Source organism: Pseudomonas sp. NPDC012596, from assembly GCF_042902325.1.
GTDB lineage: Bacteria > Pseudomonadota > Gammaproteobacteria > Pseudomonadales > Pseudomonadaceae > Aquipseudomonas.
Map to the genome: position 1 here is coordinate 78,455 of NZ_JBIBEB010000023.1, position 24,635 is coordinate 103,089.

At 62.2% G+C, this 24,635-nt stretch carries 26 protein-coding genes and 1 pseudogene; 16 read left to right on the top strand and 11 right to left on the bottom strand.

Annotated features, from left to right (window positions below; genetic code table 11):
- The first annotated feature begins 56 nt into the window (after positions 1-56).
- The 3 genes and pseudogenes from ACFY68_RS23460 to ACFY68_RS23470 all read left to right on the top strand — a co-directional run bounded on the left by ACFY68_RS23460 (position 57) and on the right by ACFY68_RS23470 (position 3,061).
- Positions 57-947, top strand: coding sequence for a neutral zinc metallopeptidase (locus ACFY68_RS23460; protein WP_346613898.1), 891 nt, complete (start codon positions 57-59; stop codon positions 945-947).
- 329 nt (positions 948-1,276) lie between these two features.
- Positions 1,277-2,206 (top strand): annotated as a pseudogene (locus ACFY68_RS23465) (methyl-accepting chemotaxis protein); the annotation flags it as partial.
- Between the two features lie 141 nt (positions 2,207-2,347).
- Positions 2,348-3,061 (top strand): methyl-accepting chemotaxis protein, encoded by a 714-nt coding sequence (locus tag ACFY68_RS23470; RefSeq protein WP_387532401.1) that lies wholly within the window; start codon positions 2,348-2,350, stop codon positions 3,059-3,061.
- 121 nt (positions 3,062-3,182) lie between these two features.
- Here the strand turns inward: ACFY68_RS23470 and ggt are convergent, their stop codons facing one another.
- From ggt to ACFY68_RS23485, 3 genes are all read right to left on the bottom strand, one after another.
- On the bottom strand, positions 3,183-4,850 hold the full coding sequence (gene ggt, locus ACFY68_RS23475) for a gamma-glutamyltransferase (protein ID WP_387532326.1): 1,668 nt from the start codon (positions 4,848-4,850) through the stop codon (positions 3,183-3,185).
- A 117-nt stretch (positions 4,851-4,967) separates the two neighbouring features.
- Entirely contained in the window at positions 4,968-5,864 is an 897-nt protein-coding gene (locus ACFY68_RS23480; RefSeq protein ID WP_387532329.1) for a LysR family transcriptional regulator, read from the bottom strand.
- Between the two features lie 60 nt (positions 5,865-5,924).
- Positions 5,925-6,515: an NAD(P)H-dependent oxidoreductase gene (locus ACFY68_RS23485; RefSeq protein ID WP_346613894.1), complete on the bottom strand. Its 591-nt coding sequence runs from the start codon at positions 6,513-6,515 to the stop codon at positions 5,925-5,927.
- A 164-nt stretch (positions 6,516-6,679) separates the two neighbouring features.
- Here ACFY68_RS23485 and ACFY68_RS23490 point away from each other — a divergent pair, with 164 nt between their 5' ends.
- The gene (locus tag ACFY68_RS23490) at positions 6,680-6,994 is read left to right on the top strand and encodes a putative quinol monooxygenase (protein WP_346613893.1); all 315 of its coding nucleotides are present in this window, start codon (positions 6,680-6,682) and stop codon (positions 6,992-6,994) included.
- Here the strand turns inward: ACFY68_RS23490 and ACFY68_RS23495 are convergent.
- The gene (locus ACFY68_RS23495) at positions 6,984-7,748 is read right to left on the bottom strand and encodes a sulfite exporter TauE/SafE family protein (RefSeq protein WP_387532333.1); all 765 of its coding nucleotides are present in this window, start codon (positions 7,746-7,748) and stop codon (positions 6,984-6,986) included. The genes ACFY68_RS23490 and ACFY68_RS23495 overlap by 11 nt on opposite strands.
- Before the next feature lie 78 nt (positions 7,749-7,826).
- Here ACFY68_RS23495 and ACFY68_RS23500 point away from each other — a divergent pair, with 78 nt between their 5' ends.
- From ACFY68_RS23500 to ACFY68_RS23530, 7 genes are all read left to right on the top strand, one after another.
- A complete protein-coding gene (locus ACFY68_RS23500) occupies positions 7,827-8,732 on the top strand; it encodes a LysR family transcriptional regulator (RefSeq protein WP_387532336.1) in 906 nt (301 codons plus the stop codon).
- A 181-nt stretch (positions 8,733-8,913) separates the two neighbouring features.
- On the top strand, positions 8,914-9,519 hold the full coding sequence (locus ACFY68_RS23505; RefSeq protein WP_387532339.1) for a CDP-alcohol phosphatidyltransferase family protein: 606 nt from the start codon (positions 8,914-8,916) through the stop codon (positions 9,517-9,519).
- A gap of 30 nt (positions 9,520-9,549) precedes the next feature.
- Positions 9,550-11,307 (top strand): bifunctional alpha/beta hydrolase/class I SAM-dependent methyltransferase, encoded by a 1,758-nt coding sequence (locus ACFY68_RS23510; protein ID WP_387532342.1) that lies wholly within the window; start codon positions 9,550-9,552, stop codon positions 11,305-11,307.
- Positions 11,304-12,767 (top strand): phosphatase PAP2/dual specificity phosphatase family protein, encoded by a 1,464-nt coding sequence (locus ACFY68_RS23515; protein ID WP_387532345.1) that lies wholly within the window; start codon positions 11,304-11,306, stop codon positions 12,765-12,767. Before ACFY68_RS23510 ends, ACFY68_RS23515 begins: the two co-directional genes overlap by 4 nt.
- Positions 12,764-13,195: a hypothetical protein gene (locus ACFY68_RS23520; protein ID WP_387532347.1), complete on the top strand. Its 432-nt coding sequence runs from the start codon at positions 12,764-12,766 to the stop codon at positions 13,193-13,195. Before ACFY68_RS23515 ends, ACFY68_RS23520 begins: the two co-directional genes overlap by 4 nt.
- 10 nt (positions 13,196-13,205) lie before the next feature.
- Positions 13,206-13,829, top strand: coding sequence for a lysophospholipid acyltransferase family protein (locus ACFY68_RS23525; RefSeq protein ID WP_346613886.1), 624 nt, complete (start codon positions 13,206-13,208; stop codon positions 13,827-13,829).
- A gap of 1 nt (position 13,830) precedes the next feature.
- A complete protein-coding gene (locus ACFY68_RS23530) occupies positions 13,831-14,763 on the top strand; it encodes a phosphatidate cytidylyltransferase (protein ID WP_387532350.1) in 933 nt (310 codons plus the stop codon).
- A 114-nt stretch (positions 14,764-14,877) separates the two neighbouring features.
- Here the strand turns inward: ACFY68_RS23530 and ACFY68_RS23535 are convergent, their stop codons facing one another.
- The gene (locus ACFY68_RS23535) at positions 14,878-15,138 is read right to left on the bottom strand and encodes a DUF3077 domain-containing protein (protein ID WP_387532353.1); all 261 of its coding nucleotides are present in this window, start codon (positions 15,136-15,138) and stop codon (positions 14,878-14,880) included.
- 17 nt (positions 15,139-15,155) lie between these two features.
- Entirely contained in the window at positions 15,156-15,374 is a 219-nt protein-coding gene (locus ACFY68_RS23540; RefSeq protein ID WP_387532356.1) for a hypothetical protein, read from the bottom strand.
- A gap of 583 nt (positions 15,375-15,957) precedes the next feature.
- Between ACFY68_RS23540 and ACFY68_RS23545 the strand changes: the two genes are divergently transcribed.
- The 4 genes from ACFY68_RS23545 to ACFY68_RS23560 all read left to right on the top strand — a co-directional run bounded on the left by ACFY68_RS23545 (position 15,958) and on the right by ACFY68_RS23560 (position 18,440).
- Positions 15,958-16,302: a cupin domain-containing protein gene (locus ACFY68_RS23545; protein ID WP_003258412.1), complete on the top strand. Its 345-nt coding sequence runs from the start codon at positions 15,958-15,960 to the stop codon at positions 16,300-16,302.
- A 305-nt stretch (positions 16,303-16,607) separates the two neighbouring features.
- The gene (locus tag ACFY68_RS23550; RefSeq protein WP_387532360.1) at positions 16,608-17,096 is read left to right on the top strand and encodes an Hcp family type VI secretion system effector; all 489 of its coding nucleotides are present in this window, start codon (positions 16,608-16,610) and stop codon (positions 17,094-17,096) included.
- Positions 17,097-17,106: 10 nt separating this feature from the next.
- Positions 17,107-18,084, top strand: a complete 978-nt coding sequence (locus ACFY68_RS23555; RefSeq protein ID WP_387532363.1) for a hypothetical protein — start codon at positions 17,107-17,109, stop codon at positions 18,082-18,084.
- Positions 18,081-18,440: a hypothetical protein gene (locus tag ACFY68_RS23560; RefSeq protein WP_387532366.1), complete on the top strand. Its 360-nt coding sequence runs from the start codon at positions 18,081-18,083 to the stop codon at positions 18,438-18,440. Before ACFY68_RS23555 ends, ACFY68_RS23560 begins: the two co-directional genes overlap by 4 nt.
- A 146-nt stretch (positions 18,441-18,586) precedes the next feature.
- Here ACFY68_RS23560 and mmsB read toward each other — a convergent pair whose 3' ends face one another.
- Positions 18,587-19,474 (bottom strand): 3-hydroxyisobutyrate dehydrogenase, encoded by an 888-nt coding sequence (gene mmsB / locus ACFY68_RS23565; RefSeq protein WP_387532369.1) that lies wholly within the window; start codon positions 19,472-19,474, stop codon positions 18,587-18,589.
- A 10-nt stretch (positions 19,475-19,484) separates the two neighbouring features.
- Complete coding sequence (locus ACFY68_RS23570) at positions 19,485-21,011, bottom strand: CoA-acylating methylmalonate-semialdehyde dehydrogenase (protein ID WP_387532372.1); 1,527 nt, start codon at positions 21,009-21,011, stop codon at positions 19,485-19,487.
- A gap of 132 nt (positions 21,012-21,143) precedes the next feature.
- Between ACFY68_RS23570 and ACFY68_RS23575 the strand changes: the two genes are divergently transcribed.
- Positions 21,144-22,094: a LysR family transcriptional regulator gene (locus ACFY68_RS23575; RefSeq protein ID WP_387532375.1), complete on the top strand. Its 951-nt coding sequence runs from the start codon at positions 21,144-21,146 to the stop codon at positions 22,092-22,094.
- 171 nt (positions 22,095-22,265) lie between these two features.
- On the opposite strand, the gene ACFY68_RS23580 is transcribed toward ACFY68_RS23575, so the two are convergent.
- From ACFY68_RS23580 to ACFY68_RS23590, 3 genes are read right to left on the bottom strand one after another with little or no spacing between them, the layout of a single operon-like run.
- On the bottom strand, positions 22,266-22,757 hold the full coding sequence (locus ACFY68_RS23580) for an OmpA family protein (RefSeq protein ID WP_346613877.1): 492 nt from the start codon (positions 22,755-22,757) through the stop codon (positions 22,266-22,268).
- Between the two features lie 3 nt (positions 22,758-22,760).
- Positions 22,761-24,032 carry a diguanylate cyclase domain-containing protein gene (locus ACFY68_RS23585; RefSeq protein ID WP_387532378.1) on the bottom strand — a complete coding sequence of 424 codons (1,272 nt, stop codon included), beginning with the start codon at positions 24,030-24,032 and terminating at the stop codon, positions 22,761-22,763.
- Positions 24,029-24,595, bottom strand: a complete 567-nt coding sequence (locus ACFY68_RS23590) for a YfiR family protein (RefSeq protein ID WP_387532381.1) — start codon at positions 24,593-24,595, stop codon at positions 24,029-24,031. Before ACFY68_RS23590 ends, ACFY68_RS23585 begins: the two co-directional genes overlap by 4 nt.
- Positions 24,596-24,635 lie beyond the last annotated feature (40 nt).

The following is a 24,635-nucleotide window of genomic DNA, read 5'->3' on the forward strand; positions in this document are numbered from 1 at the left end:
TTTGGCTGGGGTGAACTAATCTTTGTCTTCATGTTTCACGCTCGGGAGCACAACTCATGGAATGGCGAAAAGGCCGGCGCAGCGACAATGTGGTCGATGCCCGTGGCGAAGGTGGCGGCGGCGGCGGTATGCGCTTTGGCGGCGGCAAGGGGCTGGGGCTTGGGGCAATCCTGCTGATCGTCGGCATCGGTTGGCTCACCGGCCAGGACCCGCTGCAGATACTCGGCCAGCTCACCGGGCAGATGGAACAGCAGCAACAGCAGGCGCCCAGCGGCGCGGGCAACAAGGCGCCGGCGGCCAACGACGAGCAGGCGCAATTCGTCGCGTCGATCCTCGGCGACACCGAAGACACCTGGAAGGCCCTGTTCTCCCAGGCGGGCAAACAGTACCGCGACCCCAAGCTGGTACTGTTCAGCGGCCAAGTGAATTCCGCCTGCGGTTTCGCCTCCGCGGCGGTGGGGCCGTTCTACTGCCCGGCGGACCAACGAGTCTACCTGGACATGTCATTCTTCCGCGAAATGGAAACCCGCTTCGCCGCTGCAGGTGACTTCGCCCAGGCCTACGTGATAGCCCATGAGATCGGCCACCATGTGCAGACCTTGCTCGGTGTGTCGGCCAAGGTCGATGCCGCGCGGCGCAATGGCCAGCGCCTGGAAGGCGACAATGGCCTGCTGGTGCGCCAGGAGTTGCAGGCCGACTGCCTGGCCGGTGTCTGGGCCTATCAGGCGCAGCAACGCCTGAACTGGCTGGAGCCGGGGGATGTCGAGGAAGCACTGAATGCGGCCAACGCGATTGGTGATGACCGGTTGCAGCAAAAGGGCCAGGGGCGCGTGGTGCCGGACTCGTTTACCCATGGCACTTCGGCGCAGCGGGTACGCTGGTTCAAGGCTGGGTTTGCCCAAGGGGATGTGAACAGCTGCGATACGTTCAGTGCGCGCAGCCTGTGAAATATTCGCGGGCTTGCCCGCGGATAGCCCGATAAAAAGCAAACGTTTTCATGCAGTTACAAAACAGCTGAAAAAGCGTTTCAGCTTCGCTGCCAAGTGCCGATAACCCCTGCACGATTCAGCGGGCATCCAGAACAACAACGCCTCGCGATCGAAAAATGATCAAGTGAGCGAAATTTTTCTGGAGAGCGTGCATGAACAGCTGGTTCGCCAACATCAGCGTCAACCTCAAACTCGGCCTGGGCTTCGGCCTGGTGCTGGTCCTTACTGGCCTGCTGGCCCTGACCGGCTGGACCAGCCTGGGCAGCCTGATCGACCGCAGCAACTGGATGGGTGATATCGGCCAGCTCAACAAAGACCTGACCGACCTTCGCGTCGCGCGCCTGCAGTACATGATCGCCAACGGCGATGATGCCGCCGCTGCCAATACCCAGGCCAAGCTGGATGCGTTCAGCAAGCAGCAGGAATACCTGGTCGGCACCTTCAAGAGCCCGGAAAACGTCAAGCTGCTCAAAGAGCTTGGACAGACCATCAGCGAGTACAAGGTCTCGCTGAACAAGATGCGCGCTGGCTACAAGAGCTCGCTGGCCGCCCGTGAAGCGATGAATGTGTCGGCTGCGCAGGCCGACGCTGCCATGGAAACCCTCAGCCAGGACGTCATGGCCCGCCCCGAGGCCGACAGCGTGCGCCTGGCGCAATACCAGTTGATCAGCAAAACCCGCCAGCAACTGCTGCAAGTGCGTGTGGACGTGCGCGGCTACATCGCCGAAAACAGCGCGGCCAACGAACAGGCGGCGCTGCGCCAGCTGGAATCGGCACTGGTGCAAATCGACACCCTCAAGCGCCAGCTGCCAGCCGAAGCCACGCGCGTGCAACAGTTCGAACAGTCGGTTCAGGCCTACCGTGAGGCGGTGCGCCAGTTCCGCGATGCGGTCGCAACCATCACCACCTCCCGCGCGGAAATGACCGTTCAGGGCGCCGACATCGTCAAGCGCAGCGACGCCTTGTACAAGATCCAGATCGAGCGCCGCGACATCGAAAGCAGCCAGGCCCGCAGCCTGCAGACCATCGCCACGTTGCTGGCGCTGCTGGCCGGTGTACTGGCGGCAGTCATCATCACCCGCCAGATCACCCGCCCTTTGCAGGAGACCCTGCAAGCCGTGGAGCGCATCGCCGGCGGCGACCTCACCCACGACATGCGGGTTACCCGCCGCGACGAAATCGGCGTGCTGCAACAAGGCATCGCGCGCATGGGCACTACCCTGCGTGAGCTGATCAGCGGTATCCGTGACGGCGTCACGCAGATCGCCAGCGCCGCTGAAGAGCTTTCGGCCGTCACCGAGCAGACCAGCGCGGGGGCCAATAGCCAGAAGGTCGAAACCGACCAGGTGGCTACCGCCATGCACGAAATGGCCGCGACCGTTCAGGAAGTAGCGCGCAATGCCGAGCAGGCTTCGCATGCTGCAACCGGTGCCGACGATGAAGCGCGCGCGGGTGATCGCGTGGTCGGTGAGGCGATCAGCCAGATCGAACGCCTGGCCGAAGAAGTGCACCGTTCCACCGAAGCCATGAACCTGCTGCAGCAGGAAAGCCAGAAGATCGGCAGCGTGATGGACGTGATCAAGTCGGTGGCCGAACAAACCAACCTGCTGGCGCTGAACGCCGCAATCGAAGCCGCCCGTGCCGGCGAAGCTGGCCGTGGTTTTGCCGTGGTCGCCGACGAAGTGCGCGGCCTGGCCCAGCGTACGCAGAAGTCCACCGAAGAGATCGAAGAGCTGGTCGCCGGCCTGCAACATGGCACCCAGCAGGTGGCCAACGCCATGCAGGGCAGCCGTACCCTGACCGACAGCAGCGTCGAGTTGGCGCGCAAAGCCGGGGCTTCGCTGGAGAACATCACCAGCACGGTGTCGAGCATCCAGTCGATGAACCAGCAGATTGCTGCGGCGGCCGACCAGCAGAGTGCGGTGGCTGAAGAGATCAGCCGGAGCATTCTGAATGTGCGGGATGTGTCGGAGCAGACAGCGGCGGCCAGTGATGAGACGGCGGCGTCGAGCGTCGAGCTGGCGCGCCTGGGTGGGCACCTGCAGATGTTGGTCAGCCAGTTCCGCGTGTGACTACAGGCTTGGGGCCGCTTTGCGGCCCAATCGCCGGCAAGCCAGCTCCTACAGGTAGTGCGCAACCTCAAGGTAGGCGCGGGACTTGTGGGAGCCGGCTTGCCGGCGATGGGGCCAACGCTTATTTGACGACCATCCCCACCCCGCGCCCACGCGGATCGGAAGCCGTCTCAAGCTTCGCCCCGTTCACCCGGATCGCCTGGATATCGCCCATCTCCCAGCCCTGATCCTCCAGCACATACCCCATCTTCTTCAGGCCATCGGCCACCGGCCCGGTCAGCGGCGCATAGCTGTCGAAATAGATGGTGTCCTTGGGCAGCAACTGATGGTGCACACGCTGCGCCGCCACTGCCTTCTCCAGCGGCATGCCGTAGTCGTACAGGTTGTTCATCACCTGGAAGATCGAGGTGAAGATGCGCGAACCACCTGGCGTTCCGATCACCAGTTCGACCTTACCATCACGGGTCATCAGGCTCGGGCTCATGGATGACAGCATGCGCTTGCCGGGTTCGATGGCATTGGCATCACCGCCCACGACACCAAAGGCGTTGGCCGCACCCGGCTTGGCGCTGAAATCGTCCATCTCATCGTTGAGCAGGAAGCCTGCGCCTTTCACCACCACGCCACTACCGTAGTCCAGGTTGAGGGTGTAGGTGTTGCTGACTGCATTGCCCTGCTTGTCGACGATCGAGAAGTGCGTGGTCTGGTGCGGTTCCAGCCCCGGCTTGACGTCGTCGGTTGCAGAAATGGCGTTGGGGTTGACCTGCGCAGCACGCTTGGCCAGGTAGTCCTTGGCGACCAACTGGTCGACCGGCACTTTGGTGAAGGCTGGGTCGCCCAAGTAGTCGGCACGGTCGGCAAACACACGTTTCTCGATTTCGGCCAGCAGGTGGATGTACTGCGCCGAGTTGTGCGCAACGCCCTTGAAGTCCGCCGCGCGGTCTTCCTTGATGCCCAGCAACTGGGCCAGGGCAACGCCGCCGGAGCTGGGCGGCGGCGCGGTATAGACCACGTTGCCGCGCCAGCTCAGGGCCATCGGCTCACGCCACACGGCTTTGTAATCCTTAAGGTCTTCCTTGGTGATCAGGCCTTTGTCGGCCTGCATCTGCGCCACCAGCAGGTCGGCGGTCTTGCCCTGATAGAACTCGCTCACGCCTTTGTCGGCAATGCGTTCGAGGGTCTGGGCCATCTCCGGCTGCTTGAACAGCTCACCGACTTTCATGTTGCCGAAGTAGTCGTTGAAGTTGGTCGCGGTCTTGAACAGGCCTTGGGCGTCGTTGCGGTACTGGTACTGTTTTTCTGCGATCTTGAAGCCATTTTTGGCATAACCGATGGCCGGCGTGAGCAGCTCGCTCCACGGCAGCTTGCCGAACTTATGGTGTGCTTCCCACAGGCCCATCACCGTACCGGGCACGCCGGCCGCACGCACACCGACCAGGCTGAGGTTCTCGACGACCTCGCCTTTGTCGTCCAGGTACATGTTGCGAGTCGCGGCCTTGGGCGCCACCTCGCGGTAGTCGAGGAAATAGGCTTTGCCGTCGACGAACAGGGTCATGAAACCACCGCCACCGATGTTGCCGGCCTCAGGGTACGTAACCGCCAGGGTGAAGGCTGTGGCAACTGCCGCATCCACCGCGTTACCGCCCTTTTTCAGAATATCGGCGGCCACCTGTGCGCCATATTGATCGGGTGCGGCCACCGCGCCACCCTCCAGGGTTGCCGCGTAGACCGAGGAACTGCTCAGGATCGCGGCTGCTAGCGCGAGGTACTGGAACGGGACGATACGCATGACACTTCCTTGGTGTTGTTTTTGTTGATCAGTCAGTAAGGCCGAAGCGCGTCGACTGTGCAATCAAACGTAGGAAGTTTCGCCGCCTATGGGCAGGATTTGTCGCGTTCAGGCAACTCAGCAGGCGTACATCGCCAACTTCTGCTGGATGAAATCGAGGAAGCACTGGATGCGCAAGGCCAGTTGCGTATTGCGGTAGTAGACGGCGTGGATCGGCTGGCGGTAACCGTTGTTGGCATCGCTCAACAGCACCTGCAGGCGGCCAGCGCGAATGTCTTCATGGGTCATGAAGTGCGACAGGCTGACGATACCCTCCCCGGCCAGCGCCAGTTGGCGCAGGGTCTCGCCACTGGAGGCGATCAGCGCCGGGCGGATCTGCCAACGGTCGCCCTCGGCGTGGCGCAGCGGCCACTGGTTGAGCGACTCGGGCTGGCTGAAGCCCAGCAGGCAGTGGTTGTTCAGATCTTCGACGTGCTGCGGCGTGCCGTGCTGTGCCAGGTAGGCCGGGCTGGCCAGCACCTGCACCGGGCTGCAGCCCAGCGAGCGGGCATGCAGGCTGGAGTCGGCCAGCTCACCGATGCGGATTGCCACGTCGGTGCTCTGTTCCAGCAGGTCGATGATCAGATCGTCGGTGTTGAGTTCCAGCTCGATGCCAGGGTACTGGCGGCGAAACTCACCGATCCAGGGCAGGATGGCGTGCAGCATGAAAGGCGCGGCGGCGTTGATGCGCAGGCGCCCGGCGGCGTTCTGACGGTTCATCGACAGGCGCTCTTCCATTTCGTCCATCTGCTCCAGCACCTGCCGTGAGCGTTCCAGGAAGAACCGCCCCTCTTCAGTCAGGTCCATGCGCCGCGTGGTGCGGTTGACCAAAGTGGTGCCGAGCTTGGCCTCCAGGCGCGACAAGGTGCGGCTCACCGCCGACGGGGTCTGGCCCATCTGCTCGGCGGCAGCGGAGATCGAGCCGCAGTCGATCACGGCGACAAATACCTGGAGTTCTTCGGATCGGGTTTTCACGGCGGCGCCTGTGTCTGCTGGTCGCGGTGATAGATAGCCGCTTGAGGGCTGCAAGTCCAGTTATTCGGCCTTACCAAACACCTGGTCCAGATGCGCTTCATAGGCTGCCAGTGCGGCCGGCACATCCGGGCGCTTCATCACATCGACTGCCAGGTAGGTCGGCAGGCCGGTCATGCCCAGGAACTGATTGGCCTTGTGGAACGGGAAGTACACCGCATCCACGCCTTTGCCCTCGAAGAAATCGCTCGGGTCGTCGAAGGCCTGCTGCGGGGCGTTCCAGGTCAACGAAAGCATGTACTGCTTACCCTGCACCAGGCCGCCGCTACCGTACTTCTGCGAGGCATCCGAGCGGGTACGGCCGTCGTTGGCGTAGAGGCTGCCGTGGCCGGCGGTGAAGACCTCGTCGATGTACTTCTTCACGGTCCACGGTGCACCCATCCACCAGCCCGGCATCTGGTAGATCACCACGTCGGCCCAGAGGAATTTTTCGACTTCGGCCTGAACGTCGTAACCGCCATCGATGAAGGTTTGTTGCACGTCGAAGCCGGCGCGGTCGAGATGGGCCAGGGCGGCGTCGTGCAGGGTCTGGTTGAGGCGGCCGTCGGAGTGAGCGAACTGTTTACCGCCATTGAGCAGAAGGATCTTTTTCATACTGGGCCTCGGTGGGCTGAGTCAAATTGGATGACCGGCAGATTAGAGGCTCGCTTGCGTGGGAAACAGCAGGCATGGGTCAAAATACAATTGCCTTGAAGTCACGAATGCTCGATCCATTATTGCCTTAGAATCGCCTCATCGTTAACCACCGAGAGCGCATCATGAGCGAGCAACACGCCTTCATCCTCAAGGCCAAGACCCGTCCGGAAATGGCCGACGCCTTCGAAACCTTGTTCCGTGCCTACGTAGAGCCGAGCCGTCGGGAACCTGGCTGCATCGAGTACCACATGTTGCGCGACAAGGCCGACCCGAGCCTGTTCGTGTTCTTCGAGGTGTGGGCCGACAAAGCCGCGCTGGACGTGCACTCGGCCTTGCCGCACATGGTCGAGTTCTTCGAAAAGCGCATGGATTACCTGGAGCGCGACTTCGATATCCAGGCCATCGAGATGCTCAGTGCTTCATCCGCTAACCGTTGATCAGCAGATGGCCGCCCAGCACGGCCATGCCGAGGAAGAAGCAGCGTTTGAACAGCGCCGGGCTGATGCGCTGACGCAACCACTGGCCCGCCAGCATGCCCAGCAGCGCAGGCGCCAGCATCAGCAGTGACGCGCCCAGTGCCTGGCCACCCAGGGCATCCTGCCCGGCCAGGCCCAGGGCCAGGGCCACGGTCGAGACGGTGAACGACAGGCCCAGCGCCTGGATCATTTGGTCGCGGCTCAGGCCCAGGCTCTGCAAGTAGGGTACTGCCGGCATCACGAACACACCCGTTGCGGCGGTCACGATGCCGGTCACCAGCCCGCACAATGGCCCAAGCCAACCTTCCCTGCTTGGCGCCAGTCGCAGATCAGGCCCTACCAGGCCGTACATCGCGTACACCAGCAGCGCCGCGCCCAGTGCGTGAACCGCCCAGGGGCCACTGTCGATGCCCAGCCAGGTGCTACCGAGCAGGGTGCCGATGAAGATCATCGCCAGCATCGGCCCGAGACGCCGCAGCAGCGCCAGCAGATGCCCGCCCGCCGCCAGTTGCCAGAGGTTGGTGAGCGTCGACGGGACTATCAGCAACGCGGCAGCCTGCGCAGGCGGCATAGCCAGGCCCAACAGGCCCATGGCAATGGTCGGCAGGCCGAGGCCTATCACTCCTTTGACCGCGCCCGCCAGCACGAAGGTGATGATGACCAGTACTGACAAGGCTGGGCCGATGTTTTGATAGAACGCGATCAAGGTATTCATGGCTGCCATCATGGCGTGAGACGGTTGGGCTGAAAATCTGCCATATACTCAGGGAGACTTTTGCCTGGACAGAGGCTGATGCATTTCGACCTGATTGATCTCACGCTTTTCCAGCACACCCTTGAGTGCGGCAACATTACTGCAGGGGCGCGCCGCAGCCATCTTTCATTGCCGGCGGCCAGTGCGCGTATCCGGGCCATGGAGGCTTCGCTCGGTACTGCACTGCTGCAACGCAACCGCCGTGGCGTGCAGCCGACACCTGCGGGCCAGGCGTTGTTGCAGCACGCCCGGCTTATCGGCCAGCAGGTCGAGCGCCTGCAATTCGACCTTGCCCAGTACGCCCAAGGCCAGCAAGGCCAAGTGCGCCTGCTGTGCAACACGGCGGCGCTGACCGAATACTTGCCTGAACTGCTTGCCGGTTATCTGGCCAACAACCCCGGCGTGAGTGTCGATGTGCAGGAACTGCCGAGCCTGAGGATCGTGCAGTCGATCACCCAGGGCATGGCCGACCTGGGCATCATCTCTACTGCTGCACCCTGCGCGCACCTGCAGACCCTGCCGTTTCGCGATGATCCGCTGGTACTGGTCACCCCCCCGGGCCACGCGCTCAGCGCGGAGCCCGCACCGAGCTTTGTCGACAGCCTCGCCCATGGCCATGTCGGGCTGGGGGCGAACAGCGCGCTGGCGCTTTACCTGGAGGAACAGGCCTTGCGCGAGGGCCTACGCATGCGCGTGCGGGTACGCGCAGAAGGTTTTGACGGGGTGATCCGCATGGTTGCAGGGGGCGCCGGTGTCAGCGTGGTGCCGCTGGCGGCAGTGAGGCGCTGGGAAGGCCTGTTACCGATGCATTGGGTGGCGCTGCGCGAGGGCTGGGCCAATCGCCGCTTGCTGCTGTGCGCGCGGGATTTTGCTGGGTTGCCGGGGTATGCCGCTGGGTTGGTCGAGCGTTTGCGGCCCACCCCAGGTTTTTTGATTGAACCGTGACTTTGTGGGTGCGGGTTTACCCCGACGCCGGCCCCCCCGGCGAACCAGGGCGAAGCCATGGCCAGGCCCCGCCTCTAATGCATCGTGGGCAAACCCGCTCCTACAGCGATCGTGGTGTTCTTGCGTTACGGGATATGTCCGCCGCACAATCGCACCGCCGCACCACGACAGGGAGTTCAACGTGCCATCCATCTACCAGCTCAAACCCCGCTTTCAGGCCTTGCTGCGCCCCAGCGTCGAACGCCTGCATGCCCGTGGCGTCACTGCCAACCAGGTCACTGTCAGCGCCGCGGTGGTCTCGGTTTTACTGGGCCTGCTGCTGGTCTGGCTCAGCCACATCACCTGGCTGTTCATCCTCATCCCGGTCTGGATGCTGCTGCGCATGGCGCTGAATGCCGTCGACGGCATGCTCGCCCGGGAATTCGGCCAGCAATCCACACTGGGTGCCTACCTGAACGAGCTGTGCGACGTGATCGCCGATGCCGCGTTGTACCTGCCGTTCGCCCTGCTAGCCGGGGTGTGGCCTAGCCTGGTGGTGCTGGTGGTGCTCAGCGCCACGTTCAGCGAATACGCGGGTGTGATGGGCCCGCTGGCCGGTGCATCGCGCCGTTACGACGGGCCGATGGGCAAGAGCGACCGGGCGTTCGCCTTCGGCGTGCTGGGTACAGGCGTGGCCTTCGGCCTGCTCGCTGCGCCATGGGTCAATGGCCTGCTGCTGGTCATCCTCGCACTCTCGCTCTATACCCTCTACAACCGGGTTCGCCAGGGGTTGCTTGAGACCCGCTGAGCCCATCGCCGCCGGACAAGGACTTTCGCCATGCGCCAAGCGCAATCGCTGCACTTCTCCACCCATGACGGGGTCGAGCTGCACTACCGTTACTGGCCTGCCACGCGTAACCAGCACCAGCCTCGCCGGGCTGTGGTGATGTTCCACCGTGGCCATGAACATGGCGGGCGCATGGCCCACCTGCCAGACGAACTGGACATGCCGGGGTATGAGTTCTTCGCCTGGGATGCACGCGGCCACGGCAAATCCCCGGGCGCCCGCGGCGACAGCCCGAGCTTTGCCACCAGCGTGCGCGATGTGCAGACGTTCATCGAACATATCCAGGCCCGGCACGGCATCGCCGAACAGGACCTGGTGGTGTTGGCGCAAAGTGTCGGCGCCGTGCTGATCGCCACCTGGGCCCATGACTACGCGCCCAAGGTGCGCTGCCTGGTGCTCGCCTCGCCCGCCTTCAAGGTCAAGCTGTATGTGCCTTTCGCCCGCCCCGGCCTGAAGCTGCTGAAGGCCCTGCGCGGCAACTTCTTCGTCAACAGCTACGTCAAACCGCGCCTGCTTACCCACGACCCGAAGCGGGTCATGTCGTATGTGTCTGACCCGCTGATCAGCCGGCCGATTTCGGTGACCATGCTGCTCGGCCTGTACGAGGCTGCCGAGCGAGTGGTGGCCGATGCGCAGGCCATTCAGGTACCGACGCAGATGCTGGTTTCCGGGGCCGACCTGGTGGTCGAGCGCAAACCGCAGGAGCGTTTTTTCGAGCGCTTGGGCAGTGCACGCAAAGAGCTTCACATCCTGCCCGGGTTCTTCCACGACACCCTCGGCGAGCGTGAACGGGGGCATGCCTTGAAGCGCATCGAACGCTTTGTCGAGCACTGCTTCGATAGCCCCGCGCCGCTACCGTCGCTGCTCGATGCCGACAAAGTCGGCGCCAGCTGTGCCGAAGCCGAAAGCCTGGCAGCGCCCTTGCCGCGCAACTCGCCACGCGACCTTTACTGGCGTGCCACCCGCGCCGGCCTACGCCTGGGCAAAGGTCTCGCCGACGGGGTGAAGCTGGGCTTCGACACCGGTTTTGATTCCGGCAGCACCCTGGACTACGTCTACCGCAACCAACCGACGGGCAAGGGCAAGCTGGGCCGGATGATCGACCAGCACTACCTCGGCGCCATCGGTTGGCGCGGCATCCGCCAGCGCAAGCTGCACGTTGAAGAGCTGCTGCGCGTCGCCATCGCTCGGCTGCGGGAACAGCAGCGGCCGGTGCATATCACCGATATTGCCGCCGGCCACGGCCGCTACATTCTCGAAGCCTTGCAAGCGCTGGAACAACTGCCAGAATCCATCCTGCTGCGCGACTACAGCGAGCTGAATGTGCAGCAAGGCAGCGCGCTGATCGCCGAAAAAGGCCTGGCCGACATCGCCCGCTTCGTTCAAGGCGATGCCTTCGACCGCGAAAGCCTGGCTGCGCTCGAGCCGCGCCCTACCCTCGCCGTGGTGTCCGGCCTGTATGAACTGTTCCCCAGCAACACGTTGGTGAGTGACTCGCTGGCAGGCCTGGCCGAGGCTGTCGAGGATGGCGGCTACCTGGTCTACACCGGCCAGCCTTGGCACCCGCAACTGGAGATGATCGCCCGCGCCCTCACCAGCCACCGGGGCGGTGAGGCGTGGGTCATGCGCCGGCGCAGCCAGGCCGAGATGGACCAGCTGGTCGAGGCGGCGGGCTTTCGCAAGCTTGCCCAGCGCATCGATGAATGGGGCATTTTCAGCGTCAGCCTGGCGCAACGAGTGCGGGAATGAACCCACCCCGTGAGCAGGGCCTAATCCGCCGGGGCGTGCTCTGGTTGTTGATGCTGGGCCCGTTCTTCTTTATTAGCTATGGCCTGGTGAACGACTACACCGCTGGCCGCGATGACATCGGCAGCCTAGTCTTCGGCTGGGAACAGCACATACCGCTGTGGCCCTGGACGATCATTCCTTACTGGTCGATCGACCTCCTGTACGGGCTGTCGTTCCTGCTACCACGCACCCGTCAGGAAATGGACCGGCATGCCCTGGCGCTGCTGACCGCGCAACTGATCAGCGTGGGCTGCTTCCTGCTCTGGCCGCTGCGTTTCACCTTCGAGCGGCCAGCGCTGGATGGCGTGTTCGGCTGGTTGTTCGATGTGCTGATGGGGTTCGACAAACCCTATAACCAGGCACCTTCGCTGCATATCGCGTTGCTGGTGATCATCTGGACGATGTTTGCCCGGCACGTTCACCGGCAACCCTGGCGATGGGTGATGCATGGCTGGATGGCGTTGATCGGTATCTCGGTGCTGACGACCTGGCAGCACCATTTCATCGACTTGCCTGCCGGGGCGTTGGCGGGGTTTGTGTGTGTCTGGTTGTGGCCGCGTGAAGGCCTGCTGCCTTTGCAGACTGCGCGCCTGGCGCGCGTTGCCAAGCGCTGGCGGCTGGCAGCCTGGTATGGGCTGGGGGCATGTTTGTGCGCGGTGTTGGCGGCCAAGCTCGGCGGCGCGTGGCTGTGGCTGGCATGGCCTGCGGTGTCTTTGTGCATGGTCGCGCTTAACTATGGTGTGCTCGGTGCGGGTGGGTTTCAGAAAGGTAGCGACGGGCGCCTTTCGAATGCCGCCTGCTGGCTGTTGGCGCCTTACCTGGTCGCGGCCTGGATCAACTCCAGATTCTGGACCTGGCGGCACCCACAGCCAGATGAAGTATGTGACGGGGTGTTCCTCGGGCGCATTCCGGGGCGCGGCGAGCGCGCGCCCTTTGCTGCCATCGTCGACCTCTGCGCTGAACTGCCCTTTATTGCCCGTACCGCCGCCATCGCCGGCAAGCCGGCTCCCACAGGGATCGCCACAGGCTCCAAGGCTTGTGCAGTACCTGTGGGTGCAAGCTTGCAGGCCCCCACAGGCTCCAAGGTTCACGCAGTACCTGTGGGAGCCGGCTTGCCGGCGATGAGGCCGGCGCAGTCAGCCTATCGATCATTGCCAACCCTGGATCTGATAGCCGCCGATGCCAAGCTGCTGCAACAAGCCGCCGACGCCATCGAGCACCTGCGCACTCAAGGGCCCCTGCTGGTCTGCTGCGCGCTGGGATATTCGCGCAGCGCCAGCGCAGTGGCCGCCTGGCTGTTGCTCAGCGGCCGCTGCAGCGATGCAGCCCAGGCCGAGGCGCTGATCCGCCAGGCGCGCCCCGGCATCGTCCTGCACCCAGCGCATCGCCAGGTGCTGAAGCAGCTGGGAGCCCACCCATGAACCTGCACCTGGTCGCCAGCCTGCTCGGCCGTGGCGCGCAACTGGAGCGCCTGTCGGATGGCATCACCCTGCTCGCCCTGGCCTACGGCCTGGCACCTTTGCTCGGTATGCCACTGCAGCCGCTGGCCAGCGTGCTATGCGTTGTTTTGCTGGTACTCGGCCTGCTGCACAAGTACTGGGCGATCCGCGTGGCACTGGATGCAGAGCTGTTTGCCAAGCTGAGCGCCAGCACGGACCTGCCTGCGGATACCCAGGCCCTGGACCGCGCCCTGATCGACCTGCGGCTCAAGCCGCAAGCCGTCGACGCCCGCGACTGGCCCAGCCGCAGCCAAGCCGCGCTAGCCCTGTTCCGGCGCCAGGCCGTGTGCCTGGGCCTGCAACTGTTACTAACCTTGACTACCCTGCTCACACTCCCCTTCACCGGATAACCACCGCGCCATGCTCGCCGCCCTGACCGCCTTCGTCATAACCTCCGCCGCCCGCCTGATCACCGGCGCCCGCGCCCTTTGGCTCGGCTGCACACCGCTGCCGGTGCAACGCCTGTACTTCGCCAACCACAGCAGCCACGGCGACTTCGTGCTGCTCTGGGCCTCGCTGCCAGCGCCTCTGCGTGAACGCACGCGCCCCGTGGCCGGGGCTGACTACTGGGCCAAGCCAGGCATTCGTGATTTCCTGATCCGCAAGGTTTTCAACGGCGTGCTGATCGACCGCCAGCGCAGCGAAGGCCAGGGCAGCCCACTGCAGCCGATCCTGGAAGCGGTGGCCCAGGGTGATTCGCTGATCTTCTTCCCCGAAGGCACGCGCAACCTCAGTGACGAGCCGCTGATGCCATTCAGAAGCGGCCTGTACCACCTGGCGATGGCCAACCCCGAGGTTGAGCTTGTGCCGGTGTGGATCGCCAACCTCAACCGGGTCATGCCCAAGGGCCGCGCGCTGCCCTTGCCGTTGCTGTGCACGCTGAGCTTCGGCGAACCCATTCACCTGCATGCGGATGAGAGCAAGCAGGCGTTTCTCGAGCGGGCCAGCCAGGCCCTGCTGAACCTGGCCCCTAAGGAAGCCTGACATGGACGACAACACCCTTTCGCTATTTACCGGCATCGGCGCCCTGCTGCTGCTCGCCAGCGTGATCGGCCGCCTGCTCAAGTGGCGCGCCGGCCCGGCGCCGCACGCGGTGATCGACAACCTCAACGCCCGCATCAATGCCTGGTGGGTGATGGTGCTGGTGATCGGCATCGCCTTCGTGTTCGGCAAATACGGCGTGATCGTGCTGTTCTACGGCGTTTCGTTCTACGCCCTGCGCGAGTTCATGACACTCACCCCGACCCGGCGCAGCGATTACCCGGCATTGGTGGCAGCGTTCTACGTGGCGCTGCCGGTGCAATACCTGCTGATCGCCATGGATTGGTACGGGCTGTTCAGCATCTTCATCCCGGTGTACCTGTTCCTGCTGCTGCCGATCCTGGCCAGCTTCGGCGGCGATACCACGCGGTTTCTCGAACGCGCCTCGAAGGTGCAGTGGGGGCTGATGATCGCGGTGTACTGCGTGTCGGCGGTGCCCGCGCTGCTGACCCTGGATATCCCCGGCTACGAAGGCCGCAACCTGCTGCTGATCGCCTGGCTGATCCTGGTGGTGCAGATCAGCGACGTGCTGCAGTACGTATGCGGCAAGCTGTTTGGCAAACGCAAGGTGGCACCCAACCTGTCACCCTCGAAAACCCTGGAAGGCCTGCTCGGCGGCGTGGTACTGGCCACGCTAGTGGGCGCCCTGCTGTGCTGGATCACCCCGTTCAGCTTCTGGCAGGCGGCCCTGATGGCGCTGACTGTGAACGTGATGGGCTTCTTCGGCGGTTTGGTGATGTCGGCGATCAAGCGCGACCGGGGTGTTAAGGATTGGGGGCACATGATCGAAGGGCACGGCGGCATGCTCGACCGGATGGACTCGGTGTGCTTCGCGGCGCCGGTGTTCTTCCACTTTGTGCGGTATTGGTGGGCTTGAGTGATGAGGGTGCCAGTGCGGGCCTCTTCGCGGGCAAGCCCGCTCCCATGGAGGTTTGCGCTGTACCTGTGGGAACGGGTTTACCCGCGATTAGGCCGGCTAAGCCGATGCATCTCAGGCCTGTAACCCGCCTGCCGCATCATCCAGCAACGCTTTGGCCATGCCACTCAGGTAGTGCGCTGCCCACATCAATTTGCCGCCGCCCTGTTCCGCCAGGGCGGACTCAAGTGTCAGATGACGCACGCAGTCCTGGATGATCGAAGCCTGCTCTAACGCCAGGGTTACGGGAATGCCGGGCAGCACCCGCATCAGTTCCGGGATCGATTCGCTCACGCGCACTGTAGCGACGCCGGGCGTTATCAATTCATTGTCCATGGACTTTTGCTCGCTGTTCAATGACGTGTTTGCACACGGGCCAAGGTTTGCTCGACCAGGCCGCGAGCTGCCTCGATCTCGTGCATCACCGCCAAACCCATCGCCTGCATGGGCTGCTTCGGGTTGAGGAACACCAATTGCTGGGTAATGGTGTGGGCGCACATCAAGTATTCAGAAATGACTGCGAGGGAGTCTTCGAGGGAATTGAGCGGGGGATCGGGGACGATTTTCAGCATGGTTTGCTCCTGACGGGTATGGAGCTGCCGGACATCGCTGCTAAACGAATGGAGGCAGCTGTACGCGGGTTAGCAGACCGGCAAGTCAGGCACCCGGCGCACCCGAAGGTGCCCCGCGCACAGCCACCATGGAGGTGAATGCTTAAGCCTGATATGGACTGGGCTGCTAAACCCGGCCGTTGAATTTGCAACGACCCGCCGAGACTAGAGCGCGACACATACCCATCGCAATGACTTAAGCGCGGCGGGAGTATCTTTGGGAAATGGACTACAAGGAAGGGGGAAATTCTGAAGATTTTTTGTGGGATCTGACACTTTGGGGCCGCTTCGCGGCCCATCGCCGGCAAGCCAGCTCCTACACGTACAGTGCAAACCCGCGAATACTCGGCACATAGGCGGAAACTTCGTCAATGGCCGGCCCCCACCTTCGTGCCAGTGCCTGCCGAATTTCAGCTAGCCCTGAGCTGTGGATAAAGAGCATACATAGCGCAGCCAGGCACCTGGACGTCGAGCGCAGGCAACTGGGGCTCGGCCAATGGCCCTATGGTGTCGAGTCATTCAGCCAGTCACCAGGAGTTGTGCCATGTCCGATTTCATTACCGTCCTGCGCGAAACCTGCCCGACGCCGGTCGTGGACGCCACCAAGTGGAAGCGCATCGGCGGCGATCCGCACACCGTCAACCTCAACGCCTACCTGTCGGCCGACGGCAGCAAGATCATGGGTACCTGGATCTGCACCCCGGGCAAGTTCGAGGTCAATTACGAGAAGTGGGAGTTCTGCCACTTCCTCGACGGCTACTGCATCATCACCCCGGAAGGTGAAGAGCCGAAGCACCTGAAGGCGGGTGATGTGTTCGTGATCGAACCGGGGATGAAAGGGACCTGGGAAGTGGTCGAGACTGTGCGTAAGTACTTCGTCTTTGCCTAATTAGTAAGCTGCTCCAACTATGCCCCTGTTTGATTTGCGAGGTTTCCTACAGGGGCATAAGTGTTTCTGAACATGCCGTTTACATTAAGGCATCAGCCCAGCAATTTGTCCTTAAACCGCTGGAATACTGAAACATCTTTCGACATTTCCACGCAAGTTATCCCCTTAAGTGTAGTCCTTTTCTGAATTCCCCTCCTTTGCCCCTGAAGGCATTGCCCTCGCCCCATGACAGTCTTACGCTCCTGTAGCCGGCTTTTCGCCGAGCAGCATTACCCACTCACATCACTTGCCAGGGAGCGGTAGGCATGGCTTTCGACGCTTATATTCATATCGACAACATTCCAGGTGAAGCACTGGATGAAAAGCACAACAAATGGATTGAAATACTCGGCTATGACTTTGGCATCAGCCAAAGCACATCCGCCACTGCAAGTTCCGCAGGCGGTGCAACTTCTGGCCGCACCTCAGTGACCAACTTCACATTCACCAAAAGCCTCGACAGCGCCAGTTGCAAACTGATGGAAGCCAGCTGCACCGGCCAGCATCTCAAGGAAGTGAAGCTGGCGCTCTGCCGTGCCGGTGGCGACAAATTGAAATACTACGAAATCATTCTCGAAGAAGTGATCATTGCCGAATACTCGCAGGGCGTCGACACGGGTATTCCTCTGGAAGTGGTGCAACTCAATTACGGGAGAATAAAAACCACTTATACCCAACAGCGCCGCGTTGATGGTAGCGGCGGCGGCAATATTGCCGGTGGCTGGGACCGTATCGGCAATAAAAAATACGCGTGAGGGCATGGTCATGTCTGAGGCGCGGGCGTTTCTGAATCTCAAGCTGCAAAACTATCACCGGCTTAAAGCTGACCTGGCGCTCAGCGGCCATTCACTGGAAAAATTTGATGTACTTAATGCCCACGTCGCCAACACAGTGGTCAGAAAAGGCGAGTTGATCATTATCGGCGACTCCACAACGGCCTCATGTACCAGTCAGGAAGCCTGGATGATGGCGCAAGCAGCCAAGGTGCACGTAGGGCTGCTGCACAATGGTCAGGGTGTGGATAACTTTTTCCTGGATAACTTCGAGACACTGAAAAGCCTGATCGCGCATGCGTCCATGGGCGCGGGAGTGGTCAGTGAAGGATGGAGCAAGCACCTGAGGGCCATCGAGGCCACATTGATGGAAATCGAAAAGTTGCATCAACAGCATCTCGGATCAGGGACCATGGTGGCTCGCGATCAGTTCTATGCCAAGCGTGCCGCCTTGTTCATGAAGTTGGATGAGCAGTTGAACAAGCTGGCTGCTTACGGCTCTGGGCTGAAAAATAGAACCTCCATCAAAAGGACGCTGGGGATATCCACCAAGCGCTTTTTGCACACGGGCGAGATAGCAGGGTATGCAAATAAAGTCGCCGGTGTAGCCAAGGCAGCCAGTTTGATAAAGCAAGGTGCCTACGTTGGAGTAGCGCTTGAAGTCGCAGGAACAGGACTTGAAATCCACAAGGCTTGTACGCTCGGCCGTGAAGCCGATTGCGAGAGAGCGAAATATGTTGGAGGAGGTTCACTGATGGGAGGGCTGGCGGGCGGAAGTGCTGGTGGATATGTGGCTGGGACAGTTCTAGCACCTGCAATATGTGCCGCGATCGGTTTGTCAACGGCAGGTACGGGTGGGCTGATTTGCGCAGTAGTGATTGGTGGTGCTGGAGCAACCATTGGCGGCAAAATTGGAGAAGAGCAAGGTGAATTCTACGGTGAGCTTCTGTATCGGGAGTTTTCAAAGTGAATATTTTTGATAAAGGGTTAATCCCCGCAGTCATCATCAATCTGATCATCATCACAATGACAGCACAGTGTTATATCGCCGCCCGGCGGACCGAGTATTTTGAGTCACTATTCCCTAACAGCCAGTACATCAAAAAAAATAGAGCGACTTACAAGCGAGCCGGGCTGATCGGAAAACTGATGCGCACAGGAACAATTTCAACAGTACTCGCACTCCCATCAATTTTCACGCATGGAAATCTTTTAGAGCAACAAGAAATTGATTCATTCCCCAAGAAAACCAAGATTCTACTAGTGACACTATGGGCCCTACATATAATTCTCTTCTCATCCCTTGTAGTAACTCACTACCTGTAATTTCACCCTTTAACGTGCAGCTCATTGCAAATATAAACCATTTTCCGGAGCAGAAAGAAAAAACACCGCAGTACGGGCCTCCTCCCCTCTGGTGCGCAGTTACAGAGGGGAGGCTGCCCGGCCCACGGTGAAGTCCACCTTGCTCGTCAATCCTTCTTGCAGTACCCCTCGACAATCGCCGAGAAATCTTTGCCACCCTCGCCGCGCAGGCTCATCGCCTGATACAGCTGCTGGGCCACGGCCCCGAGAATCACTGGCTGATGCGCCTGGCGCGCAGCCTCGGTGGCCAGCCCCAAATCCTTGAGCATCAGCTCGGCGCCGAAGCCCCCGGTATAACCCCGTGATGCCGGCGCGGTTTCAATGATGCCCGGCCAAGGATTGTAGGTATCGGAACTCCAGCAACGGCCGGTGGAGCTGTTGATGATGCCGGCCAGTACCTTGGTGTCGATGCCGAGTGCGTTGCCCAGCGCCATGGCTTCGGATACGCCGATCATCGAGATGCCCAGCAGCAGGTTGTTGCAGATCTTGGCGATCTGCCCGGTGCCAACCTCACCGCAGTGCACGATATTGCGGCCCATCTGCTCCAGTACCGGCTTGAGCGTGGCAAACAGCTCGGTGCTGGCACCGACCATGAACGTCAGGGTGCCGGCTGCCGCACCGCCGGTACCACCGGAAACAGGCGCATCGCCCATGTCCACGCCTTTGCCGGCAGCGGCCTTGGACACCTCGCGAGCGGTCTGCGGGTCGATGGTGCTGCAGTCCACGGTCGGCGTGCCCGGGCGCACGCCCGCCAGCACGCCGTCTTCGTTCAGATAGACGCTGCGCACATGGGCTGCGGCCGGCAACATGGTGATCACCAGCTCGCTGTCGGCTGCCGCTTGCTTGGGCGACGCGCTGACTTGCCCGCCCAGTTCGGCGAGCTCGGCCAGTACGGTCTTGTTCAGGTCGAACAGGTTCAGCTGGTGCCCGGCCTTGATCAGGTTGCGGGCCATGGGCGCGCCCATGTTGCCCAGGCCGATGAATGCGATACGCATGGCGTTCTCCTTAGCGCAGGCTGATGGTGGTGTTCACACCGTCATTGACACTGTCGTCATCGAACCAGCGGGCGGTGACGGTCTTGGTCTGAGTGTAGAACTGCACCACCTGCTTGCCGTAAGGGCCGAGGTCGCCGAGCTTGGAACCACGCGAACCTGTGAAGCTGAAATACGGCACCGGTACCGGGATCGGGATGTTGATACCGACCTGGCCGATGTCGATTTCGCTTTGGAACTTGCGCGCCGCCGCGCCGCTTTGGGTGAACAGGCCGGTGCCGTTGCCGAACGGGTTGGCGTTGACCAGGGCGATGGCCTCGTCGAGGGTGTCGACTTCCAGGGTTACCAGTACCGGGCCGAAGATTTCCTGGGTGTAGACCTGCATATCGGTTTTCACACCGGAGAACAGGGTCGGGCCGACGAAGTTGCCTTGCTCGTAACCCGGTACCTTGACGTCACGGCCATCCAGTTCAAGTTTGGCGCCTTCTTTGATACCGCTTTCGATCAGGCCCAGCACTCGCTCCTTGGCACGCTTGGAAACCACCGGGCCCACATCGGTGCCTGGTTCGCTACCGGCATTGACCTTGAGCTTGCTTGCCGCCTCCTTGATATCCGGCAGCCACTCACGCGCCTTGCCCACCAGGACCGCCACCGAGGTGGCCATGCAACGCTGCCCAGCGGCGCCAAAAGCCGCGCCGACCAGGGCGTTGACGGTCTGGGTGCGGTTGGCGTCGGGCAGCACCACAGCGTGGTTTTTCGCGCCCATCATCGACTGCACGCGCTTGCCGTGCTGGCTGCCCAGGTTGTACACGTGGGTGCCGACTTCGGTGGAGCCGACGAACGAAATCGCCTTGATGTCCTTATGCGTGCAGATGGCGTCCACCACCTGCTTGCCGCCGTGCACCACGTTCAGCACGCCCGCCGGCACTCCGGCCTCCAGCGCCAGCTCGACCAGCATCATGGTCGACAGCGGGTCCTGTTCGGATGGCTTGAGCACAAAGGTATTGCCGCAGACGATGGCCATCGGGAACATCCACAGCGGGATCATCGCTGGGAAGTTGAACGGGGTGATCCCGGCGCACACGCCGATGGGCTGGCGCAGGGTGTAGGTGTCGACGCCACCGGCAACGTTTTCGGCGAATTCGCCCATCTGCAGGGTGCCGATGGACGCGGCGTGCTCGACCACTTCCAGGCCGCGGAAGATATCGCCCTCGGCATCGGCGATGGTCTTGCCCTGCTCGGCGCTGAGGGTCACGGCGATTCGCTTGCTGTGTTCACGGATCAGTGCCTGCAGCTTGAGCATGATGCGCATGCGCACGCCGATCGGGGTGTCGCGCCAGGTCTTGAAGGCGCGCTCGGCGGCGGCCACTGCAGCGTCCACTTCTTCAACGGTGGCAAACGGTACCCGCGCCAGCACCTGCTGGGTGGCCGGGTTGACGATGTCGCGCCATTCGGTGGTTTTCGACTCGACCCACTGGCCATCAATCAGCAGTTTGACCTGCTCGACCTTGGCCTGGCTGGGGGATTGGGGTGCGTTCATCTGCGTTCTCCTTGGAATTATTGTCAGGACGAGATCGCCAGCGCCGTGCAAACGCGAGGTGGCGTCAGGGGGCTTTTTTCGAGTATAGATGTGCAAACATCCAACAAGAACGCACAAAAAAACCGGATCAACATGCAAAAAGACCTGACCTCACTCAGTTCGCTGAACTGGGACGATTTGAAGTTCTTCCTTGAAGTGGCACGCACCCGCAAGGCCAGCAGCGCGGCCAAACGCCTGAGCGTCGACTACACCACGGTGTCGCGGCGCATCACTTCGCTGGAGGGCGCGCTGGGCACCTTGCTGTTTGAAAAGTCGCGAACCAATGGCTTTGTGCTGACTGCCGAGGGCCAGCGATTGCTGGGGTATGCAGAGTCGATCGAAAGCACCCTGCACATGGCCTGTGAGCAGGTGTCCGGCTCAGGCGTGGCGCTGTCGGGGCATGTGCGCATGGGCTGCACCGAAGGCTTCGGCAGCTTCTTCGTTACCCCGCAGCTGAGCCACTTCGTCAATGCCTACCCGGCGATTTCGGTGGATATCCTGCCGCTGCCGCACTTCATCAGCCTGTCCAAGCGCGAGGCGGATATCGTCATCGCCCTGGAGCGGCCTGAGCATGGCCCCTATGTGTGCTGCAAACTGTGCGACTACCGGTTGCGGCTTTACGCGACGCAGGATTACCTCGACAACCACACACCGATCCGCCAGGTAAGCGACCTGGCGGGCCATCCGTTCATCAGCTATGTGGATGACCTGGCGTTCAGCTCCGAGCTGCTTTACCTGGCCAACCTGATTCCCAATGCCAGTGCGCACCTGCGCAGCACCAGTGTAATTGCCCAATTCACGGCGGCGCTGCAGGGGCGCGGGCTGGCGATATTGCCGTGCTTTCTTGCAGCGCAGGACCCACGGTTGGTGACGGTGCTGCCTGCAGAAATCGAGGTGACCCGGCAATTCTGGATGTACTGCCGGGAGGATTTGCGCAAGTTGAAGCGGATCACCCTGCTGTGGGATTACATCCGTGGGGTGACCGAGGCGAATGCGCCTTTGTTGATGGGGGAAACCCGCGAGATGCGCTTTGCCCAGGCGTAAAGGGGCTGCTCTGCAGCCCATCGCCGGCAAGCCGGCTCCCACAGGGAAATCACAGGCCTTGAAGGCTGGCCATACCTGGACTGCCCCCCTAGGGTTGGATTGGTATCCAACTTCTTGGGGGCAGTCCAACCTGTGGGAGCCGGCTTGCCGGCGATGACTGCAACGCGGGCCTTAGTAAGACGCCACCACAATCGACACCCGCCGATTTTCGGTGCGGCCGGAGCTTGTGCGGTTATCCGCCACCGGCTCGGTGCTACCCAAACCGCGTGTGCGGATGTTCTGCGCAGGCATGCCGATGCCGATCAGTGCCTGGGCCACGCTCTGCGCCCGGCGCTCGGACAGCTGTTGGTTGTAGGCCGCCTTGCCCGAGGCATCGGCATGCCCATCGACCCGCACCCCCTCGATGCCCACGCCCAGCAACGCCTTGCCGATACGCTCGACAATCGCCTGGCTCGGGCCGTTGAGGCTGTCCAGGTCACTGCCGAAAAGCACTTTACCCGACAGATCGAACGCCCAGCCCTCATCCGTGGGTGCAAAGCCTTCGCGCTTGAGCACGGCGATCTGTTCAGGCGTCAGGCCTGCCTGGGGCGTACTCTGGCAGCCGGTCAGCGCCAGCAAAGCCAACACCACGGCGACGAAGGGGAAACGCAAACGCTGTATCACGGTTCAGCTCCTGTTCTTGATTTCGGCGGCGGACCGTTCCGTCTGCGCCGCTTGCCACTGGCCACGGCGCGTGCGCTTGGCCTGGTACATCGCCGCATCAGCAGCATTGAGGAGGCTGGCGGAATCGTCGCCATCATCCGGGTAATAGGCAATGCCGACACTCAGCGAGGTGTTGATGCTGCCACCACTGTCCAGCTGCATCGGCAGTTGCATGCTGGCGATGATCTTCTCGGCGATGCGCTGGGCATCTTCGCGCGACTGCAGCGGGGTCAGCAGGATGGCGAATTCATCGCCGCCCAGGCGCGCTACCAGGTCATGCTCGCGCAACTGCGCGCGCACACGGTCGGCAACGTTGATCAGTACTTCATCACCCACGGCGTGGCCGAGGCTGTCGTTGATCTGCTTGAAGTGGTCGCTGTCGAGGAACAGCAAGGCCATGTGGTCCTGCTGGCGCGCAGCGTTGCGCAGGCAGCGGCTGAGGCGGCCTTCGAAGAAGGCGCGGTTGGGCAGGCCGGTCAGGCTGTCGTGGCTGGCTTGGTGGGCCAAGGTGGCATTCTCGTTCTGCAGGTGGCTGTGCCAGACCTCCAGTTCGTCCAGCAAGGCGTTGAAGTCGTTGCCCAGTTCGTTGAGTTCTGCGATCGGCGCTTCCGGCACACGCCGGTCGAAGCTGCGCTCGCGCCGTGCCGCGTGGGCGACGCTGGCCAGTGCGCGCAGCGGGCGGACGATATCGCCCAGCAGGCGCCGCGACAGGTGCAGGGCAACAAAGGCACTGAGGAGGGTACAGAACAGAATGCCGCCAAGGCCGCCGAGCATGAACAGCAACAGGCTGCGGCCTTGGCCGATCAGCTCGATATGCCCAACCCTCTGCTGCTTGTGCAGAATCGGCAGGTTGATTGGCTCGCCCAGCAAGGCCGTTGCCACCCGGGTTTCCAGGTGCCCAAGCAGGCCGTCAACGTTGCGCTGCCAGTGCGCCAACTGCTCACCGTCGTTGTTGAACACCTTGGCATCGGCCACTTCCTCGGTGCTGGCAATCAGCTCCAGGGCCTCGTTGGCAGCGACGCTGTCGTCGAACACCACGGCGGCTTCGACGGTGTAATTGATCGAGCGGGCGATCAGGTGCAAGTTGTGGTTGGCGTAAACGCGCAGGGCGAGCACGCCCAGCAGCGTCAGCGATATGCCCACCAGGCCAACGGCCAACAGGGCCACGCTGAGGTGACCGCGGCCAAGCACCGAACGCAGGGTCGGGCGAGCCCGGTTCTTTTTAGTAGCCTTCATGGTTGCACCGCCCGGCGCCGTGACAACTGCAGCACACTGGGGTGGATACGCACGCCGGAGCGGGCCACGGAATCGAGGTTGACCTCAAAGGCTACCTGTTGATCGCTGACCCGCAGGCAGAACAGGCTGCCGACTGTACACGGGTCATCCGCCTCGCTGATGCTCAATACCGGGTGACCGCTGACCGCCTGGAACAAGCGATCGCGCTGAGCGTGATCGAGCTTGCCGATGTAGATGGCATCGCAGGCCTGGGCCACCGCGCGGTCATCGGCGAGCAAACGGCGCACCTGCAGCGGTTGCCCGGAGTTCTGCAGGTTGCCTTTGATCAGGTCATCGGCGTATTCGGTGGGCCCGACCAGGCACAGGCGCAGCGGCACAGGCTCGGTCGGCCAACGCGCATAGCTGAGAATACCCAGCACCACCTGGGTAACGGCCTTGGCCCGCTGCTGGGCTTGTACCGCAGTGGCTGCAGCGTCTGCGCGGGCGGGGCCGGCCGATAGCATCAGGGCAGCCAGCAACAGCGAAAGCAAAGAGCTCGTCACTCGTCCACCGGCCACTGTCATGTGGGAAATCTCTCAAGTCCCTTCGGATATGGGCGCAACG

What these genes read in the sequence shown, in the direction of transcription:
- ACFY68_RS23585 (WP_387532378.1), bottom strand. Translation starts at nt 24,032, where the DNA reads ATGAAGGCTACTAAAAAGAACCGGGCTCGCCCGACCCTGCGTTCGGTG.
- ACFY68_RS23495 (WP_387532333.1), bottom strand. Translation starts at nt 7,748, where the DNA reads ATGAATACCTTGATCGCGTTCTATCAAAACATCGGCCCAGCCTTGTCA.
- ACFY68_RS23510 (WP_387532342.1), top strand. Translation starts at nt 9,550, where the DNA reads ATGCGCCAAGCGCAATCGCTGCACTTCTCCACCCATGACGGGGTCGAG.
- ACFY68_RS23525 (WP_346613886.1), top strand. Translation starts at nt 13,206, where the DNA reads ATGCTCGCCGCCCTGACCGCCTTCGTCATAACCTCCGCCGCCCGCCTG.
- ACFY68_RS23500 (WP_387532336.1), top strand. Translation starts at nt 7,827, where the DNA reads ATGCATTTCGACCTGATTGATCTCACGCTTTTCCAGCACACCCTTGAG.
- ACFY68_RS23570 (WP_387532372.1), bottom strand. Translation starts at nt 21,011, where the DNA reads ATGAACGCACCCCAATCCCCCAGCCAGGCCAAGGTCGAGCAGGTCAAA.
- ACFY68_RS23555 (WP_387532363.1), top strand. Translation starts at nt 17,107, where the DNA reads ATGTCTGAGGCGCGGGCGTTTCTGAATCTCAAGCTGCAAAACTATCAC.
- ACFY68_RS23485 (WP_346613894.1), bottom strand. Translation starts at nt 6,515, where the DNA reads ATGAAAAAGATCCTTCTGCTCAATGGCGGTAAACAGTTCGCTCACTCC.
- ACFY68_RS23550 (WP_387532360.1), top strand. Translation starts at nt 16,608, where the DNA reads ATGGCTTTCGACGCTTATATTCATATCGACAACATTCCAGGTGAAGCA.
- ACFY68_RS23575 (WP_387532375.1), top strand. Translation starts at nt 21,144, where the DNA reads ATGCAAAAAGACCTGACCTCACTCAGTTCGCTGAACTGGGACGATTTG.
- ACFY68_RS23530 (WP_387532350.1), top strand. Translation starts at nt 13,831, where the DNA reads ATGGACGACAACACCCTTTCGCTATTTACCGGCATCGGCGCCCTGCTG.
- ACFY68_RS23590 (WP_387532381.1), bottom strand. Translation starts at nt 24,595, where the DNA reads ATGACAGTGGCCGGTGGACGAGTGACGAGCTCTTTGCTTTCGCTGTTG.
- ACFY68_RS23520 (WP_387532347.1), top strand. Translation starts at nt 12,764, where the DNA reads ATGAACCTGCACCTGGTCGCCAGCCTGCTCGGCCGTGGCGCGCAACTG.
- ACFY68_RS23460 (WP_346613898.1), top strand. Translation starts at nt 57, where the DNA reads ATGGAATGGCGAAAAGGCCGGCGCAGCGACAATGTGGTCGATGCCCGT.
- ACFY68_RS23535 (WP_387532353.1), bottom strand. Translation starts at nt 15,138, where the DNA reads ATGGACAATGAATTGATAACGCCCGGCGTCGCTACAGTGCGCGTGAGC.
- ACFY68_RS23515 (WP_387532345.1), top strand. Translation starts at nt 11,304, where the DNA reads ATGAACCCACCCCGTGAGCAGGGCCTAATCCGCCGGGGCGTGCTCTGG.
- ACFY68_RS23470 (WP_387532401.1), top strand. Translation starts at nt 2,348, where the DNA reads ATGCACGAAATGGCCGCGACCGTTCAGGAAGTAGCGCGCAATGCCGAG.
- ACFY68_RS23490 (WP_346613893.1), top strand. Translation starts at nt 6,680, where the DNA reads ATGAGCGAGCAACACGCCTTCATCCTCAAGGCCAAGACCCGTCCGGAA.
- mmsB (WP_387532369.1), bottom strand. Translation starts at nt 19,474, where the DNA reads ATGCGTATCGCATTCATCGGCCTGGGCAACATGGGCGCGCCCATGGCC.
- ACFY68_RS23540 (WP_387532356.1), bottom strand. Translation starts at nt 15,374, where the DNA reads ATGCTGAAAATCGTCCCCGATCCCCCGCTCAATTCCCTCGAAGACTCC.
- ggt (WP_387532326.1), bottom strand. Translation starts at nt 4,850, where the DNA reads ATGCGTATCGTCCCGTTCCAGTACCTCGCGCTAGCAGCCGCGATCCTG.
- ACFY68_RS23545 (WP_003258412.1), top strand. Translation starts at nt 15,958, where the DNA reads ATGTCCGATTTCATTACCGTCCTGCGCGAAACCTGCCCGACGCCGGTC.